At 45.1% G+C, this 15,217-nt stretch carries 17 protein-coding genes and 1 pseudogene; 16 read left to right on the top strand and 2 right to left on the bottom strand.

Features of this window, described 5'->3' with window-relative positions:
- The first annotated feature begins 29 nt into the window (after nt 1-29).
- The 11 genes and pseudogenes from ACKTRM_RS18485 (at nt 30) to ACKTRM_RS18435 (ending at nt 6,984) form a co-directional block, all read left to right on the top strand.
- Nucleotides 30-1,094, top strand: coding sequence for a polysaccharide lyase family 1 protein (locus ACKTRM_RS18485; RefSeq protein WP_012118811.1), 1,065 nt, complete (start codon nt 30-32; stop codon nt 1,092-1,094).
- 680 nt (nt 1,095-1,774) lie between these two features.
- A pseudogene (locus ACKTRM_RS18480) lies at nt 1,775-1,846 on the top strand (hypothetical protein); the annotation flags it as partial.
- A gap of 30 nt (nt 1,847-1,876) precedes the next feature.
- Nucleotides 1,877-2,323: a hypothetical protein gene (locus ACKTRM_RS18475; RefSeq protein WP_012118809.1), complete on the top strand. Its 447-nt coding sequence runs from the start codon at nt 1,877-1,879 to the stop codon at nt 2,321-2,323.
- Between the two features lie 200 nt (nt 2,324-2,523).
- Nucleotides 2,524-2,934: a WapI family immunity protein gene (locus tag ACKTRM_RS18470; protein ID WP_012118808.1), complete on the top strand. Its 411-nt coding sequence runs from the start codon at nt 2,524-2,526 to the stop codon at nt 2,932-2,934.
- 3 nt (nt 2,935-2,937) lie between these two features.
- Nucleotides 2,938-3,345, top strand: coding sequence for a YxiG family protein (locus tag ACKTRM_RS18465; RefSeq protein WP_012118807.1), 408 nt, complete (start codon nt 2,938-2,940; stop codon nt 3,343-3,345).
- A 67-nt stretch (nt 3,346-3,412) separates the two neighbouring features.
- Entirely contained in the window at nt 3,413-3,892 is a 480-nt protein-coding gene (locus ACKTRM_RS18460; RefSeq protein WP_012118806.1) for a hypothetical protein, read from the top strand.
- A gap of 44 nt (nt 3,893-3,936) precedes the next feature.
- On the top strand, nt 3,937-4,398 hold the full coding sequence (locus ACKTRM_RS18455; RefSeq protein WP_012118805.1) for a DUF2716 domain-containing protein: 462 nt from the start codon (nt 3,937-3,939) through the stop codon (nt 4,396-4,398).
- Nucleotides 4,399-4,447: 49 nt separating this feature from the next.
- Nucleotides 4,448-4,813: an SMI1/KNR4 family protein gene (locus ACKTRM_RS18450; protein WP_012118804.1), complete on the top strand. Its 366-nt coding sequence runs from the start codon at nt 4,448-4,450 to the stop codon at nt 4,811-4,813.
- Complete coding sequence (locus ACKTRM_RS18445; RefSeq protein ID WP_012118803.1) at nt 4,800-5,135, top strand: hypothetical protein; 336 nt, start codon at nt 4,800-4,802, stop codon at nt 5,133-5,135. Before ACKTRM_RS18450 ends, ACKTRM_RS18445 begins: the two co-directional genes overlap by 14 nt.
- On the top strand, nt 5,116-5,490 hold the full coding sequence (locus tag ACKTRM_RS18440; RefSeq protein WP_012118802.1) for a hypothetical protein: 375 nt from the start codon (nt 5,116-5,118) through the stop codon (nt 5,488-5,490). Before ACKTRM_RS18445 ends, ACKTRM_RS18440 begins: the two co-directional genes overlap by 20 nt.
- 54 nt (nt 5,491-5,544) lie before the next feature.
- Nucleotides 5,545-6,984, top strand: a complete 1,440-nt coding sequence (locus tag ACKTRM_RS18435; protein ID WP_012118801.1) for a DEAD/DEAH box helicase — start codon at nt 5,545-5,547, stop codon at nt 6,982-6,984.
- Nucleotides 6,985-7,015: 31 nt separating this feature from the next.
- On the opposite strand, the gene ACKTRM_RS18430 is transcribed toward ACKTRM_RS18435, so the two are convergent.
- Complete coding sequence (locus ACKTRM_RS18430) at nt 7,016-8,266, bottom strand: MFS transporter (RefSeq protein ID WP_095352528.1); 1,251 nt, start codon at nt 8,264-8,266, stop codon at nt 7,016-7,018.
- 171 nt (nt 8,267-8,437) lie between these two features.
- On the opposite strand from ACKTRM_RS18430, the gene licT reads away from it, so the two are divergent.
- Both licT and bglS read left to right on the top strand, forming a co-directional pair.
- Nucleotides 8,438-9,265, top strand: a complete 828-nt coding sequence (gene licT, locus ACKTRM_RS18425) for a BglG family transcription antiterminator LicT (protein WP_012118799.1) — start codon at nt 8,438-8,440, stop codon at nt 9,263-9,265.
- Nucleotides 9,266-9,500: 235 nt separating this feature from the next.
- Nucleotides 9,501-10,232 (top strand): beta-glucanase, encoded by a 732-nt coding sequence (gene bglS, locus ACKTRM_RS18420; protein ID WP_012118798.1) that lies wholly within the window; start codon nt 9,501-9,503, stop codon nt 10,230-10,232.
- Nucleotides 10,233-10,273: 41 nt separating this feature from the next.
- On the opposite strand, the gene citH is transcribed toward bglS, so the two are convergent.
- Nucleotides 10,274-11,554, bottom strand: a complete 1,281-nt coding sequence (gene citH, locus ACKTRM_RS18415; RefSeq protein WP_012118797.1) for a citrate transporter CitH — start codon at nt 11,552-11,554, stop codon at nt 10,274-10,276.
- 200 nt (nt 11,555-11,754) lie between these two features.
- Here citH and ACKTRM_RS18410 point away from each other — a divergent pair, with 200 nt between their 5' ends.
- The 3 genes from ACKTRM_RS18410 (at nt 11,755) to ACKTRM_RS18400 (ending at nt 15,190) form a co-directional block, all read left to right on the top strand.
- The gene (locus ACKTRM_RS18410) at nt 11,755-13,806 is read left to right on the top strand and encodes a catalase (protein ID WP_012118796.1); all 2,052 of its coding nucleotides are present in this window, start codon (nt 11,755-11,757) and stop codon (nt 13,804-13,806) included.
- Nucleotides 13,807-14,066: 260 nt separating this feature from the next.
- Nucleotides 14,067-14,375 carry a hypothetical protein gene (locus ACKTRM_RS18405; RefSeq protein ID WP_012118795.1) on the top strand — a complete coding sequence of 103 codons (309 nt, stop codon included), beginning with the start codon at nt 14,067-14,069 and terminating at the stop codon, nt 14,373-14,375.
- Between the two features lie 140 nt (nt 14,376-14,515).
- Nucleotides 14,516-15,190 (top strand): DUF3298 and DUF4163 domain-containing protein, encoded by a 675-nt coding sequence (locus tag ACKTRM_RS18400; RefSeq protein ID WP_012118794.1) that lies wholly within the window; start codon nt 14,516-14,518, stop codon nt 15,188-15,190.
- The last annotated feature ends 27 nt before the right edge of the window (nt 15,191-15,217 follow it).

The raw sequence follows: 15,217 nt of genomic DNA, 5'->3' as shown, positions 1-15,217 counted from the left end.
CAATTTAAGAAATTAAAGGAGTGAAGGGCATGATAAAGAAGACGCGTCATCTCGCTTTCTTGGCTGCATTCGGCTTTGCGCTTTGTCTGGCCATCGTATGTTCCGTATCAAAGCAGGCAGAAGCGGCAGCGGCTTATCCGGATGTGATGCAGGGACTTACCGGATTCGCGGGCAATGCGAAGGATCATAACGGAAAAGCAAAATCCGCCGTAACGGGAGGCCAGGGCGGCCACGTCGTCTACGTCAGCAATCTCAATGATTTGAAAAACAATGCGGGCGGAACGGATCGCAAAACCATCGTCATCACAAGTGATATTTCTTCTCCGGGTAAAGCCGTTGTGACAGTCGGCGCCAATAAAACCATCGTCGGCTCTTATACCAGCCACAGGCTGACCAACATCTATCTGACCACCGGCTCCGGCTCAAACAATGTGATTTTCAAAAATCTCATTATCAGCCATAGTGCCGCCATTACGGGCAACAACGACATTCCGATGTACATAGCGAACGGACAGAATTACTGGATTGACCACGTCTGGTTTGAAGGACACAGCTACAATCCGAACAGCCACAGTGATTTGGGAAAGCTTCTGTATGTCGGCGCCAAAGCGGATTTTGTGACGCTGTCTAACTCTAAATTCACAGACCATCTGTACGGCCTGATTCTCGGTTATCCGAATGATGATAACGAAGGACGCAATTATATCGGCTATCCGCATATGACGATCACCAACAACTATTTTAATAACGTCTATGTGCGTTCACCGGGCCTGATGAGATACGGCTATTTTCACGCGAAAAACAACTATGTGACCAATTTCAATTTAGGATTCACCATTCATACAAACGCGACTGTCTTCTCAGAAGCCAACTATTTCGGTAACGGAAATGAAAAAGGCGGAATGATAGACGACTACGGGACGGCCCAATTCACCGACACCGGTTCATTCCCTTCGCTCAAAGCCCCGAAATCACCGCGCACCGGCTGGAATCCGAGATCAAATTACAGCTATGGCACCCTTTCAGCCCAGGACGCCAAAAACTTCGCCCAATCTTACGCGGGAGCGCAAAATACAAATCTCCGCTATCCATAATACGAAAAACCGCCGGCAGCCGGCGGTTTTTTTATATGAATAAAAGGTTCAAAATCCCTATAATCTTTAAAATAACCTTAAATACCTAGAAAAATATTGATAAACAATTTCAATAATATTACTATTGTTAAAACTGTTTTGCACAAGAAGTGGAACTTAACTCACCCTAACTGCCAGAATACTGGAGAGTAACATGAAAACATCAACCTGAATTCTATTACACAAAAAGAAATCTTACAAATAGAAAAACAATTTGAACGAATCGCATTAAACAAAATAGAAAACAATCAAGAAAAGTTTAGAAAAATGGGATTGAAAATTGAAGCTGCTTTTGGAAGAGTCGGAGACGAAAAAGAGATAGGAAAAGAAGTACGGGCCTCAGATTGTTTTGAGAGTACTATAATTCACTGATATTTTTTTCTGCAGCTTATTTGGACGGCACCGGCTTTCACGATAATGAAGACGGCTATTGTGTAGACCATTTAGATATATGAGTTTGTGAAAAAAAGTTGTTTTCAGGTAAAGCGGGATATTTATCAGATCTAGAAAGTGATGGAAATAGCTAAAGAAATCCAAGATAAGATAAATCAATTGTTTTTAGAAGCTACAGATATAATAAAAATGCTAAAAGATTGGTTTATAGCTTTTAGTTATTTTTGGGGAAGAGATGTAGAGAGGTTAACAATCGATACCGCTACGCAGGGTACCAATACGACGAAGAAACCGGCTTATTCTATCTCATGGCGATTTACTGTGTATAAAAGATAGAAGGAGAGAATTAAATGTACTATTTTTATGAAATATCAACTCTCAATGACTATGATTCGGTTGAAAAAGAGTATAGAACAATAGATGATTTAATATTTGTTAAATTGAGAAATATGGAAAATAAACAATATGCAATGTATTCTTACTCTGTTTCAAATAAAGATAGTGATACTTGTATATTCTCAGCGAGCTTAAAAACAAATACTTTGTTTAATAAAAAAATCTCTTTTATGAAAACCTCAGCAGAAGAGTACAAAAATACAATAGTTGCGCATGAAAATATAATCTTATTGGAAAAAGATGTTGAGTTAAAAGATATATTAAATGGAGCCCCTTTAGCAGAGAAAACAATTATTAAAGATTTACTGGATTATGTTCTTTATCATATAGAAATAACAGATTCCGAGACAATCAGAATAGGATCTAGACATAGGGAAAATATTACAAACATTATTAAATAATGGCATTAAATAAAAAATAGATGAGCCTGCTGATCATCTTTTGGTCAACAGGCTTTTTTTAAAAAAATATAAGTGGGTAGGTGATTAGAACTGAGACAGTAAAAGGTGACAATCGATTGAAACTTAGCTTGAATTCCAGAGCGTCATTCAAATCATTTACTACTAAATTAAAGCTATTAAGTAGAGAACGAGGAGACAGCATGGCCAAAATCGGAGACGGTTGTCTGGAACTTGAAATAACACCGAGAAGGTATCATGAGGCGAAGGATGATCCATTTATCTCAACAACGTTTGAACTGTTGGAACATAATAAAGTAATCGCCCGCGATTACTCTGCCGTTTTATTAGAAAGTGAATATAAAATGCTGATATCAGATATCGAAGCATTATCAGCAGGCAATCAAGACAGGATACGTTTAGAAACAATTGAACCATTTTTTATCCTAAGTATTGATAAAGAAAACGAACATTACAGATTTATCATTAGATTTATGGAAAATCATTCAAATACAACCTTCTATAAATTGAACTGTAATGAAGAAAAGCTAGAAATTTTCGTGAAGACTTTAAAATCAGATCTCAAAGACTCCAAAACTTTATTAGGGAGATAAACGGTGTACAAGACAATTAATGAATGGGTAGATTATATAGACGGAGGGTGCGCTGTCCTTCATTTTGACTTTCATGTGTTTAAAAAAGAGCTTTCACTTAAGATTCAGGTCGTTGAAAATAAAGCCGAATGTACGCATAACATTCTTTTTCAAAATGCAGCATCTGTTTATTTTAGTGCAGATATTGGTGATATGAGATTAGAAAAAATAGATCCGGAAGAATACAATTGGCAAGTATTTGAGATGAGTTACCACCCGGAAGGAATCGGTAATCTATCAAATGCTGTAATTCCGGAGTATCAATCAAATGCTAATTTTCTTATAAATATGAACAGCATGCTGATTGCTGTAGAAGCTGAAACAGTTCGCTTTCACGACCAATCATTTTATGCGTATCATCCGAAATCATAAATAAACAAATAAGAGAGGTTCCCAGCCTCTCTTTTCTTACTTAACGAAACCGTTTACGGAGGCAAACATGAACACTCCTTTAAATTTACAAAAAGAATCATTGAGGGCTATAGGGAATCTGGATGTGATTAATCCGCTTAAATACAATTCGATTTATTCATGTGATCTAGTGAGTAAAGATACTTTTTCTCAATTAATGAATGACTTAGAATTCGAAACAGCTCTAATAGAAGTAATGGCATTCCCTTCTTTTATTGAAGAATGGAAGAAGAAGGTTGAAAAGAAAATCATACATATGAATACTGTATCGAAAAAGTTCATTCATATTGAATGTGTCCTAACCAAAGAACAATTGATGGCAGATCACTTATTAGATGAATTATATTTTTTAGCATCGATCAATGACTTTGTAGTTATAATAGCAAACCCTGCCAAAAATAAGTCCTACATGAACCTGAACACTCAAAAGGTTGATGTTACTACTGAAAATAATGAAAAAATCATTTGGTTTGAATACGATGCAGCAGATTTATATATCATTGATTAATTTAATATAAATTCCAGATTCGGAACTGCGGGAGGCAGAAATACATGAATTGGCATGGTTTGAGTGAAGAGGAGACAGAGCGCTTGTGGCGCAGGGTGAATCGCGCAGTGAAATGGAAACCGGGCAGTATATTTGCTTCAATGAAACCTCCAAAGCCGTTTCAGGTCTTTGATGTATCTCAAGGATTCAATGGTATCGGTTTTCTGGAAGATGCAGAGATGCAGATTCTAAAGGCATTTCAATCTTGTACGTTAAAGCATGAGTTTATGTATGCGCTGGACTGGCAGCATGAATGTTATCTATTTAATCCTCATGTGCCAATTGATAAAGATGAATTCGGTGAATGGCTTGTCCCCGTTATTCCAAACGGAGACTATTGTTTCTTTATTCACCAGGAGTTTCAGTGGGGGCTGTTGGGGGATCCGCGGCAGCAAACCATTACGATATTTGGCTCACCGCTAATAAGGGCGATAGAAAGAAACGCTCCTGTCTTATTTCAAAAGTGAATGCCGCTTGCGAATGAATCTCATGTTTTTACGGGGGAGGAATAACAGGATGACAGAAGAAGAGTTCAGGGCTGCGGAAAAAAGCTTGAGAGCGTCTTTTCCGAAAGCGTATAAACGGCTGCTTCATAAAAAGAACCCTGCGGAGATCGGAGAGTGGATTTTTTCCCCTATCCGTGAACAAAGCCGTTTGCAGAAAACCTGGGATGATGTGATCAGGCAAAACAGTGTGTGTAGAGAAGAGAGTATGCCCGACGATTTGATCGTAATTGCCGACAACGGAACCGGGGATAAGCTGTGCTTGAAAAAGACGGACAGTGTAATGGAGGAGACTGTCTATCTGTGGGATCATGAGACTGCCGATGTTGAGTTGTATGCCGCTTCTATAGGAGAATTTATAGAAAATGAAAAAGAATAAGTGGCTGATTCAAGAGCTTTTAGAATTCCGCCTTTTCCGGGAACGAGAGATTTCTGTAATTGAGTTGGTGTTTTCCTTCGAGTATGAACATCAGCTCATTTGTTTGAGGCTCATATGCAAAGACGTTTCTTCCGTTCAAATAAAAGAAATGGAGAGTCATGCTGCTGGTTCAGGCATTGTAACAATTGATCCTGCTGCTGACGGAGATGAGGGACAGCATTTTCTCGTGGAGGAGTGGGAGAACCAAACGTTCCGCTTTTATTGCCGTCAATATGAAGCAGCTGAAAAGAAGGAGGCACAAAATGGAACGGCACAAACATGAGAAAGCAGTTCTGCTGGGGCCGGATTCGCCGGGTTGTTTTGAATTGACGGAGTTTACGTTCTATACCGGGTATAACGAGTTTTATGATAAAATCCCGGTGTTTGAGCTGAAGCTGACTGATGGACAGTATGATGCCGTGCTGCGTTTTGAGGGTGTGAGGGCTGCCCGGCTGGATGATCTTGAAAGCATCACCGACATCCATCTGGATATCAGCCCGGTCGACGGCGGCTGGGAATCGATCCGCTACTATGTCGATGACGGGGAAGGAAGCATGAGCTTTTATTGCGCCAAATGGGTCGTGCTTGACATGAAGAAAAAGCAGTCCCCCGAATGGCCCGGCAAAACGTCAGGGTAAAGCGGCGGCATTTCGCGTATAATGAGGGGAGCCGGACAGAGAAGGAGTTTAGTCATGAATGAGTTTAATGAATATGCGATCAGCCCCGAAATCCGACGGGCGCTGAATGGCTTGCAATACACCGAGCCGACTGAAGTGCAGCGGCGCGTCATCCCCGCCGCGCTGCAAAAAAAAGACCTCGTCGTCAAATCGCAGACGGGCAGCGGCAAAACCGCGGCTTTCGGCATTCCGATCTGCGAGCTTGCGGAATGGGAGGAAAACAAACCGCAGGCGCTGATTTTAACGCCGACCCGCGAGCTTGCGGCGCAGATTAAAGAAGATATCACGAATATCGGCCGTTTCAAACGGATAAAAGCCACGGCGGTTTTCGGAAAAGCTTCTTTTGATAAACAGAAAACCGAACTGAAGCAAAAAAGCCACGTCGTTGCCGGAACGCCGGGGCGTGTGCTTGATCATATAGAAAAAGGGACGCTGCCGCTTGAACGGCTGGCGTATGTAGTGATTGACGAAGCGGATGAAATGCTGAATATGGGATTTATTGAACAGGTGGAAGCCATCATTCAGCATCTGCCGAAAAACAGAGTCACCATGCTGTTTTCAGCGACGCTGCCGGATGACGTCGAGAAGCTGAGCCGCACATATATGAAAGACCCTGAATTGATTGAAGTAAAAGCAGAAGGCCTGACGACAAAAGATATTGAGCATTTTGTCACCAGAACAGAAGAAGAGGACAAAACATCTTTGCTGCGTGATGTCCTGATCACCGAAAACCCGGACAGCTGCATTATATTCTGCCGGACAAAAGAGAGAGTCATCCAGTTAACCGATGAGCTGGACAGGCTGGGCTACCCTTGCGATAAAATTCACGGCGGCATGGTGCAGGAAGACCGCTTTGACGTCATGAATGAATTCAAACGCGGCGAGTTCCGCTATCTCATTGCGACCGACGTTGCCGCCAGAGGAATTGATATTGAAAACATCAGCCTCGTCATCAATTATGATATTCCGCTTGAAAAAGAAAGCTATGTGCACCGCACCGGCCGAACGGGGCGCGCCGGACACCGCGGCCGGGCCATCACGTTTGTGACGCCGTTTGAAGCGCGGTTTCTGAATGACATTGAGACATATATCGGTTTCCGCATCCAAAAGCGGGAAGCACCGTCAGAAAAAGAAACAGCGGAACGGAAAGCGGCTTTTGCGGAAAAATTGAACGCCCGCCCCGATGTCAAAACAGACAAAAGCGAACAGTTAAACAAAGACATCATGAAGCTGTACTTTAACGGCGGGAAAAAGAAAAAACTCAGAGCGGTCGATTTTGTCGGAACGATTGCGAAAATCGACGGCGTTTCAGCCGATGATATCGGGATTATCACGATTTTGGACAACGCATCGTACGTCGAGATTCTGAACGGCAAAGGCCCGCACGTTCTTGACATCATGAAAAATACGACGGTCAAAGGCAAAAAACTGAAAGTCCATAAAGCCAAGAAATAAAAAAAGAAAGCCTGCCGCGCGCAGGCTTTTTTTACGCCGTCTCCTCAGGCACAAACGCAAGAATGCCAATCCCGATTACAAACAAAATGATCAGGCTGAACACGGCGGCTGACGAATTTCCGGTCAGCTGGGCGGTCACGGCAATCAAAAGCGGGCCGATAATCGAAGCGAACTTGCCGAAGATATTATAAAAGCCGAAAAACTCATTGGCGTTCTGTTTGGGGACAAGCTTTGCAAAGTAAGAGCGGCTCAGCGCCTGAATACCTCCTTGGGAAGTGGCGACAAGCATAGCCAAAACCCAGAAATCAAAAGCGGAATCCATAAAATAAGCATACGTGCAGACAATCATATACACGCCGATTCCGGCATAAAGCATCGTTTTTCCTTTAAACCGTTCGGCCAGCCGTCCGTACAAAATCGAAAAAGGCGCGGCGACGACCTGAGTGACAAATAAAACAATCAGCAGATTTGCCGCGCTGATGCCGAGGTCAGCCCCGTATGACGTGGACATTGTAATGATGGTGCCGACCCCGTCGATGTAGAAGAAATAGGCGAGCAGAAACAAAAACAGCGCCCGGTGCTTCCTGATCTGCTTCAGCGTGCCGGCCAGCCGTTTAAAACTGCTGATTACAAGCCGCGGCTCCCTCTCGATATAATAGCGCTGGCGGACGCGGAGAAGGAGCGGGATCGAAAACAGCCCCCACCATGCCGCCGTAATCAAAAAGGCAATGCGGCCGGCAGCCTGGGCGGACAGCGGAATCACCTCCGCTTGTGCTGAAAGAATCACGGCAATGCTGAGGAGAAAAGGGATCGTACTGCCGATATAGCCCAGCCCAAACCCTCTGGCGGACACCATATTCATCCGCTCCTTTGCGGCCACATCAACGAGAAACGCATCATAAAACACATTAGACCCGGCAAAGCCGATCGTGGAAATCGTATAACAAATTAATAACAGCATCCAAGATTCGCCGGGAATCAAAGCCAGCGCGGCGGTGCCCGCCACACCGATCAGAAAAAAGAAGGCAAAAAACCGTTTCTTGCATCCTTTGTAGTCGGCAATCGTTCCTAAGACGGGGCCGAGCATCGCCAAAATAAAAGTCGCGGCGGCAATCGTATAGCCCAAATAAGCGGTAGAATCCGCCGCGCTGACACCGTTTTCCGCCGCCGCGGCTTTAAAAAACAAGGGGAATACCGCCGTCATAATAATGACCGAATAAGCTGAATTGGCCCAATCATACAGCATCCAGCTGCTTTCTTCTTTCGAAAACCGTTTCATCACACACGCTCCTTCCCAAAAACCGGTTCTCTGCATTATATGCGCCTCATCCGCATCGTTGGACAAAGATTTCTGAACGGCGTTTTCTGATTGACCTGGAGATATTGACCTAGTTCAAAAAGGATGTAAAATCAAGGTGTAGCAGGTAAATGGTCAGGCGGGAGGGAGACAGAATTGAAGATTGCGAAAGTCATTAATAATAATGTCGTCAGTGTGCTCAAAGAAGGCAATCAGGAATTGGTTATCATGGGCCGGGGCATTGCTTTTCAAAAGAAAACGGGAGACCCGGTAGATGAAGCCCGCATTGAGAAAGTGTTCACGCTCGATAACAAAGATGTATCCGAAAAGTTCAAAACCCTTTTGTATGATATCCCGATCGAATGTATGGAAGTATCCGAAGAGATTATCAGCTATGCGAAATTACAGCTCGGCAAAAAGCTCAATGACAGCATCTATGTGTCGCTGACCGACCATATTAACTTTGCGATCCAGCGCAATAAGAAAGGGCTGGATATCAAAAATGCCTTACTGTGGGAAACGAAACGGCTGTACAAAGACGAATTTGCAATCGGCAAACAAGCGTTGGCCATGGTAAAAAACAAGACTGGCGTGTCTCTGCCGGAGGATGAAGCAGGCTTTATTGCGCTGCATATTGTCAATGCCGAGCTGAATGAAGAGATGCCCAATATCATCAACATTACAAAAGTCATGCAAGAGATTTTGAGTATCGTAAAATACCATTTTAAGATTGACTTCAACGAGGAATCACTTCACTATTATCGGTTTGTCACCCACTTAAAGTTTTTCGCGCAGCGTCTTTTTAACGGCACACATATGGAAAGCCAGGACGATTTTTTGCTGGAGACAGTGAAAGAAAAGTACCATCGGGCGTATGAATGCACGAAGAAAATCCAAACATGCATTGAGAGGGCGTATGAACACAAGCTCACCAGTGACGAGCTGCTGTATTTAACGATTCACATAGAAAGGGTAGTCAAATAAGCATAATGAAAGCGTTGGCATTTTTTTCTTCATTCACATATGATCTTGTTAGGATTGTTACTGATAAGCAGGCAAAACCTAAATTACAATGAGCGCTGATCATTTCTGTTTGTGCTGATGGTAATTTAGGTTTTTTTAAGATTCATTATTATCATTATTCTGACCGATGTCCCCTTTTAACAGAATCATGTATGATCAATAAAGAAATCGCTTTCAAAGAAAGGGGAATGCCGACATGTTTTATCGTATGAAACGAGTGCTGCTGCTTCTTGTCACTGGATTGTTTTTGAGTTTGTGTACGATCACTTCTACTGCATCAGCTCAAACAGGCGGATCGTTTTTTGAACCTTTTAACAGCTATAACTCCGGATTATGGCAAAAAGCAAATGGTTATTCCAATGGAGATATGTTCAACTGCACGTGGCGTGCAAATAATGTATCAATGACGTCATCAGGTGAAATGCGTTTGGCGCTGACAAGCCCGTCTTATAACAAGTTTGACTGCGGGGAGAATCGCTCCGTTCAAACCTATGGCTATGGACTTTATGAAGTCAGAATGAAACCGGCTAAAAACACAGGGATCGTTTCATCGTTCTTCACTTATACAGGTCCAACGGATGGCACTCCTTGGGATGAGATTGATATCGAATTTTTAGGAAAAGACACGACAAAGGTTCAATTTAACTATTATACAAATGGCGCGGGAAACCATGAGAAGGTTGCGGATCTCGGATTTGACGCGGCCAATGCCTATCATACGTATGCGTTCGATTGGCAGCCAAACTCTATTAAATGGTATGTCGATGGGCAATTAAAACATACTGCGACAAGCCAAATCCCGACAAACCCGGGAAAGATCATGATGAACTTGTGGAATGGGATAGGTGTCGATGACTGGCTCGGTTCCTACAATGGTGTAAATCCGCTATACGCTCATTATGACTGGGTGCGCTATACAAAAAAATAATGTACAGAAAAGGATTTCCGCTGGCGGAAATCCTTTTTTAATTAAAACGAAATAATCCCAATCAAAAGCGCCGCAATCGTCATCACAATCGTTGTCCCCACGGCCCATTTAATGGTGAATTTTTGATGATCGCCAAAGCTGACGCCCGCCATTCCGACCAATAGATAGGTGGATGGCACAAGCGGGCTGAGCAGATGCACCGGCTGGCCCAGCAAGGAGGCTCTTCCGATTTCAGCGGCGTCTATTCCGTAAGCGGAAGCGGCTTCGGCGATGATGGGAAGCACACCGAAGTAAAAGGCGTCATTTGACATGAAAAAGGTGAAAGGCATGCTGGCAATCGCAGTGATCAACGGCAGATGCGGGCCCATGGCATCAGGGATGAGGGAAACGAGAGAATGCGCCATCGCATCCACCATTTTTGTGCCGGAGAGAATGCCTGTGAATATGCCTGCCGCAAACACCATTGAGACAACGTTTAACGCATTACCCGCATGCGCTGAAATCCGTTTCTGCTGCTCTTTGACATTTGGATAGTTGATCATCAAGGCGATGGCGAACGCGATCATAAAAAGAACAGGGATGGGAAGCAGGCTGGTGATCAGAGCGGCCATCAGGGCGACAGTGAGCAGCAGGTTAAACCATTGGAGAGCGGGACGCTTCAGCGGCGCCGCCTCCGGATCAGAAGACGGTGCGTGTTCAATCGAAATGATGCCGAGCCGCTTCCGTTCTTTTTTTCCGAGGAGATAAGCAACGGCGATCACCCAGAGAACGCCGGCAATCATTGCGGGAATCAGCGGCGTAAAGACTTCCGACGTGTCCAATTTCAAGGAAGCCAAAACCCTCGCCGTCGGCCCGCCCCACGGAATCATATTCATGACGCCCGAACCGAGCATCGCGATCCCCGCCAGCACCAAACGGTTCATGCCGAGCCGTTTGTAAAGGGGCAGCATTGCCGCAATCGTAATCATATACGTTGTTGTCCCATCTCCGTCCAGCGAAATGGTCATCGTCAGAACCGCTGTGCCGATGGCGATTTTTAACGGATCCCCTTTGACAAGCGATAGAATTTTGGCAATGAGGGGATCAAACAGACCTGAGTCAATCATAATGCCGAAATACAGGATGGCGAATAACAGCATAATCCCGGTAGGAGCGAGGTCTGTAACGCCTTGAATCATCATCTCGCCGAGATCTTTGCCAAATCCGCTGATCAGGGCAAACACAACAGGAACGACAATCAAAGCAATAAGAGCGGAAAGCCGATTAGACATAATAAGGTACATAAAGACAATCATCATCACAAAACCGAGTATGGCAAGCACGATATGACCTCCCCTGTTCAACAGCTATTTTGGTAAGCGCTTTCACGATTTATTTCTGTGAAAATGGCTTATTTCAAAATGTGTATGACCGCATATGTAAATACAGACCTAAAATCCTAATGAGCGGATCAGCAGTTTATATGAAGAACGCCGCGGGTAAATGTGCTGTAGAATGTTTCGTTTTAAAAGGGGGAACTGACATGAGTGATGATCAAAACAAACGAGTAAATGAACACTCAAAGGACGAACAGCTGGAGCAGTACCGGTCTGATAACAGCGGCAAAAAAATGACGACCAATCAGGGGCTTCGCGTGTCTGAGGATGAACATTCTTTAAAAGCGGGCGTCCGCGGCCCCACGCTGATGGAGGATTTTCATTTTCGTGAAAAAATGACGCACTTTGACCACGAGCGGATTCCGGAACGGGTCGTTCATGCGCGCGGGTACGGCGTTCATGGGCATTTTCAGGTGTACGAACCGATGACGGAATATACACGGGCGAAATTTTTGCAAGACCCGTCCGTCAAAACGCCTGTTTTCGTCCGTTTCTCAACAGTGGCGGGTTCCAAGGGGTCAGCCGACACCGTCCGTGACGCCAGGGGATTTGCGACGAAGTTTTATACTGAAGAAGGGAACTATGACCTCGTCGGAAACAATATTCCGGTGTTCTTCATTCAGGACGCGATCAAATTCCCGGATCTCGTTCACGCCATAAAACCGGAACCGCACAATGAAATGCCGCAGGCTGCGACGGCTCATGATACGTTCTGGGATTTTGTCGCAAACAATCCTGAATCCGCGCACATGGTCATGTGGACGATGTCTGACCGCGGCATCCCGCGGAGCTATCGGATGATGGAGGGCTTCGGCGTGCATACGTTCCGTTTCGTCAACGAGAAAGGAAAAGCGCGCTTTGTAAAATTCCACTGGAAACCCGTGCTCGGCGTTCATTCCCTCGTATGGGATGAAGCGCAGAAAATTGCCGGGAAAGATCCCGATTTCAACCGCCGCGACCTGTGGGAAACGATTGAAAACGGCGGCAAAGTCGAGTATGAGCTCGGTGTTCAGATGATTGACGAAGAAGATGAATTTAAATTTGATTTCGATATCCTTGATCCGACGAAGCTGTGGCCGGAGGAGTTGGTTCCCGTCAAGCTGATCGGAAAAATGACCCTTGACCGCAATCAGGACAATGTCTTTGCGGAAACGGAACAAGTCGCATTCCACCCGGGCAATGTCGTGCCGGGCATTGATTTCACCAATGATCCGCTTCTTCAAGGCCGGCTTTTCTCTTATACGGATACACAGCTCATCCGTCTTGGCGGGCCGAATTTTCACGAGATTCCGATCAACCGGCCGGTCTGCCCGTTCCATAACAACCAATACGACGGCTACCACCGGATGACGATTAATAAGGGTCCCGTCGCCTATCATAAAAATTCCCTGCAGAACAATGATCCGTCGCCGGCCTCAGAAGAAGAAGGCGGATACGTTCATTACCAGGAAAAAGTAGAAGGCAGAAAAATCCGCCAGCGCAGTGAGAGCTTCAATGACTATTTTTCTCAGGCCAAGATGTTCTGGAACAGCATGTCTCCCGCCGAGAAAGAACATATCATCTCCGCATTCTGTTTTGAAGTCGGAAAAGTGAACAGCAAGGATGTGCAGCAGCAGGTGGTTGATGTCTTCAGTCACGTCGACGCCGGGCTTGCCGAGCGTGTTGCGAAAGGAATCGGCGTGAACCCGCCGCCGAAGGACCGTGAATCTGATGAAACGTTCACTTCCCCGGCCTTAAGCCAGGAAAACACGGTGAAGACGGCAGCGACAAGGCAGGTCGCGGTTTTAACCGACCACGGGTTTTCTGATGAGAAAGTCAAACAAGTGCTTGACGCATGCAAACAGGCGGGAGTCAGAGCCGATATCATCAGCCCCGCGCTGGGAACCGTCAAGGGAGAAAACGGTACGGAGCTGGAAGCGTCAGCCACTTTCCTGACAGCGGATTCCGTCCTGTACGACGCTGTTTTCATTCCGGGCGGTAAACAAAGCACAGACAGCCTCAAAGCCCAAAAATCGGCCAGAGACTTCGTCAGCGAAGCCTTCAGCCATTACAAAGCGATCGGCGCCTCCGGTGAAGGAAAAGAACTTCTCGCCCTCGCCGCCGGAACCGAAAACGGCCCCGGCCTTGTTCCGGACGGAAACTGCGAACAATTTCTGAAAGCCGTGGCTGAGCATCGGCATTGGGACAGAAACATATAAGAATGAAAAAGCGCCTTTTATGAGAGGGGCGCTTGTTTCTTGTGAAAGTGAAATATCTGAACGAAGCATTAATATTGGGAGAAAACGAAAATGGCTTCCGTGCAAATCCGTACCTTCCGCTGTCCGGGACATTCAGACAACAGTTTTAGAGAGTCAGGGCATTGCATTATTTAAAGGGTTCTGACTGATGGTGAAATGATCTTTGGTTTACTTCCGCTCTGTGTTTGTGTATCTTAGGGGTAGATTTTCTGGAGGAGCGAATGATAGTGAAGCCGTTTACCGAAAAACAACTCGAAGAATATTACCGGCGTGACGAAAACATGATGATTTTGGTGTTTGCCCAATGGTGCGTCAATCATGACCTTGATCCGATGGCCATTTACAGCAGGGCTTATCCCGGACAGCCTTTAAACGAAGAGCTGCGAAAAACGGCTGAAGAGCTTGTCGTGCCGAAGGAGGAATCAGAACCGATTCCTGATCAAACCGTTATCGGCGTTTTGGAGATGTTCGGCAACTCCGATTTGGCGGAAGCCGTTTATGCAGCCATTGCGCAAAGACCTTCACGGTAAAAGAGGCGTGGATTTTCCATGTCTCTTTTTTTCATGGAGAAAATGTGAAAGAAGGCCCAGAAACAATTTGCTGATCCGCGCTGTCTATAGAGTGTAACCCGTTTTCAAAAAGGGAACGGTAATGAAAAGGAGGAGTTGTGATGAAAAAGGCATTCAAAATGATGGCAGCCGTGCTCTTAACCGTGCTGACAGCCGCGCCGTTCGGAGGTTTCGCGCCTTCAGCCGAGGCCGCGCAAACCGCAAAGCCCGTTGTCAAAAGCCATACGTATAAGCATGTAAAACAGCTGACGTACCCCGAGGTCACAAATACGGGAAACGCATCTTTTGAAAAGAAAATCAATCAGGACTTCAAACGCTATATTGAACAATCGTACCAAGAATATGTGAAAAACAAAAAAGACGGTGAGAAACAAGGCTACAAAGCGGAATACCAAACAGATTTCAAGGTGAAGTATAATCAAGACGGCAAGCTCAGCATTCAGACGGAAGACTACAGTTACACAGGCGGCGCACACGGGCTGACATCCGTTCAGACCTTTAATTACGACCTGGCCGCAAAAAAACGGGTCACACTCGATAATGTGCTGAATACAAAAACGAAAGCTAACAAGACGAGAGACTATCTTTACGGCTACATCAAGAAACATGACGATCTGTTCGATCAGGACGTCAAAAAACAAGAGATCATCCTGAATAACGAAAGACCTTTCTTCTTTACGAAAAACGGCATTGCCGTTGTGTTCGGACAATATGATCTCGGGCCGTACGCGGCAGGAATCCGGGACGTTTTCGTACCTGCATCCGTCTATCAATAAAAAAAAGCGATATCACTCCAAAACGGA

The organism is Bacillus sp. D7-8 (genome assembly GCF_052055895.1).
Taxonomy (GTDB): Bacteria; Bacillota; Bacilli; order Bacillales; family Bacillaceae; genus Bacillus; species Bacillus velezensis.
This window is presented reverse-complemented; position numbering and strand designations above follow the sequence as displayed.